Genomic DNA, 561 nt, shown 5'->3' on the forward strand with positions numbered 1-561 from the left:
AAGTTCGAGCGCCCACGTTCGGGTCAGGCTGATCATCGCGGCCTTCGCAGCGGCATACGTCGAACGTTGAGCCACGCCCAGCACGACGAGGCTGGACAGATTCACGATACGGCCCCAGCCGCGTTTGCGCATTCGCGGCAGCAAGGTCTGAACCGTTTGCACAGCGGGTGCCAGGTTGTCGCGCATCGCCCTGTCGAGATCATCGAGATCGATCGAGCCGAGCGGCGAAAGCTCAACGAACCCGACGTTGTTGACGACGCCGTCAAATACGAAGCGCGCGTCGAGATCGGACAACACCGCTTGCGTCCCCTCCCGGTCCGTCAGGTCGACGGACACGAGCGTACCTGGAAAAGTCGTGTCACCGGAACTGCGCGCAAGGCCGACCACATTGTGACCATCACGCGCGAGACGCTCGCTCAGCGCACGCCCGATACCTTTGCTTGCACCCGTAATCAGGAAAGTTCGTTTCATTTTAAATCGTACTCCTATGTAAGTTGCTCGATAAGCGGTCAAATCCGCCCGAGTAAGACCATCGTGCCCGCGAGTGTGACGGCCGACACT

The 561-nt window shown here is 60.1% G+C and carries 1 protein-coding gene; it reads right to left on the reverse strand.

Annotated features, from left to right (window positions below; all coding sequences use genetic code 11):
• The coding region (locus U5A57_RS41355; protein WP_321918105.1) for an SDR family NAD(P)-dependent oxidoreductase at positions 1–471 on the reverse strand (471 nt) is incomplete at its 3' end.
• Between the last annotated feature and the right edge of the window lie 90 nt (positions 472–561).

Origin of the sequence: Paraburkholderia sp. J11-2 (assembly GCF_905220185.1) — a bacterium.
Taxonomy (GTDB): Bacteria; Pseudomonadota; Gammaproteobacteria; order Burkholderiales; family Burkholderiaceae; genus Paraburkholderia.